General features: G+C 70.0%; 1 protein-coding gene and 1 pseudogene. Both read right to left on the bottom strand.

Annotation, left to right across the window (positions count from 1 at the left end; genetic code table 11):
• Positions 1-182, bottom strand: a pseudogene (locus ACFU8Q_RS41355) (transposase); the annotation flags it as partial.
• Positions 183-334: 152 nt separating this feature from the next.
• Positions 335-1682 (bottom strand): hypothetical protein (locus ACFU8Q_RS41350; protein ID WP_384465329.1); only part of this gene is annotated, 1348 nt, incomplete at its 5' end.

The raw sequence follows: 1682 nt of genomic DNA, 5'->3' as shown, positions 1-1682 counted from the left end.
TCGACGAGGTGCTGGCGGTAGCCGCCGTCGACCCAGACCTTTCGGATCGTGGTGTGCTCGGCAGCCACCGTGTCGATCAGGCTGGTGCCGGCGACAGAGTCCTGGACGCTCGCGGCCGTGACCAGGACCGCCAGAAGCAGGCCGAGTGTGTCCGTCACGATGCTTCTCTTCCTGCCGACGACCTAATGGGCGGCAGCTGGAGCTGCTGAAGGCCCATTAGATCGTCGGCAGGAAGCGGGGCATCCTCACCGACACGATCGACCTGCGCGATTCCGCGTGGTGGCCGACACCGAAGACGGGCGCGTGGACGCTCGCCGCCGTCCCTTGGCTCGGATCATGATGCGAGGACGCGGCTGGCAGCAACGGCTGATGCCACGGTGCCGCCGATGACGACGGCCCAGGCGGCGACGACCGGGACGCGGGTGCTCCAGGTGCGCAGCGCGGGTGAGGTCGTCGCTCGGGCGAGGAACGCGTCGCGACCGCGTAGTACCGCAAGGCCGACGCCGGTCAGGGTCAGCGCCATGCCGGCACCGAACGCCGTCACCATCGCGATGGCCGGGCCGACCCGGCCGGTCAGCAGTCCGCTGAGGAGGACGAGGAACGCCGACGGGGAGGGGAGCAGGCCGCCGGATGTGCCGAGCAGCAGGATGCCGCGCCAGGTGAGCAGAGACGTGGACGTGGGGATGTGGTGGCTGTGGCCGTGGTGGTGATCGTGGTCATGCCCGTGGTGGTGACCATGGTGGTGACTATGGCTGTGGCCGTGCTTCCGGTTGACCAGGTGGCGCCGGAGCAGGTTGATCCCCACGGCAACCACGACCAGGGCTGCGATCAACTGCAGCCAGTTCGTCACCGCTGCGACGTCCGGTGCCTGCTTGGCGGCGAGCCACCAGCCCAGGGCGAGAATGGTGACCGATGCCGTGTGCATGACCGCCACGATGGCGCCGAGCCACACCGCGTCCCGCGCCCTGCCCTGGCCGCCGACGAGGTACCCGGCAGCGAGTGTCTTGCCGTGACCGGGGGCGCAGGCGTGGAAGGCGCCCACCGCCGCCGAGATGAGAAGGGCCAGTGGCAGGACGACCCCGTGGTCCAGGAGTGCCGCAATGTCTGTGGTCCATATGGTCGCCGGCGCCGTGGACGCGGTGGCGGCGGAGGTGTCGGCGGCGCCGAGGGCGAGGGTATGGGTGGGGTCGCTCGCCGTGTGCAGGCCGCCACCGCCCTTCTCCGTTACCGAGATTGTGCGATAGGCGGGGTTGACGTCGGTCAGCGCGGTGATGGTGAGGGCGACCTCGTTCACCGGTTCGGGGCAGCTGTAGGGCACCACGGCGCCCTTGCTCGCGAGCTGCTTGGTTTCCACTGTGCCCAGCCGGCACTCACGCCCGTCCTGGTGCACCGTGATGTGGGAGCCGAGGTAGGCCGCCTCGTCTCCCTTGGCTGCCTGGTGCAGGACGTCCAGGTCGTCCGGCTGGGCAAACCAGGCAATCTCGACGGTACGGCCTTCGGCCTTGACCTTGGCGACCGGCGGTGTGCCGAAGGGGTGTGCCTCGGCCGTGCCTGCGGCGCCGAGCAGCGCCAGCGCGGCAGCCAGGCCTATCAGCAGGAGACAGGCGGCCTGGCTGCGGGTGGTGCGGAGGATGTGCACAGTGGTGGTCCCGTCGGGAGTGGAGCGCCGCGAGTTGCCTCCC

The sequence above is a fragment of the Streptomyces sp. NPDC057543 genome, assembly GCF_042801895.1.
Classification (GTDB): domain Bacteria; phylum Actinomycetota; class Actinomycetes; order Streptomycetales; family Streptomycetaceae; genus Streptomyces.
Note: the sequence above shows the minus strand (reverse complement) of the source record. Positions and strands in the feature narration are given on the sequence as shown.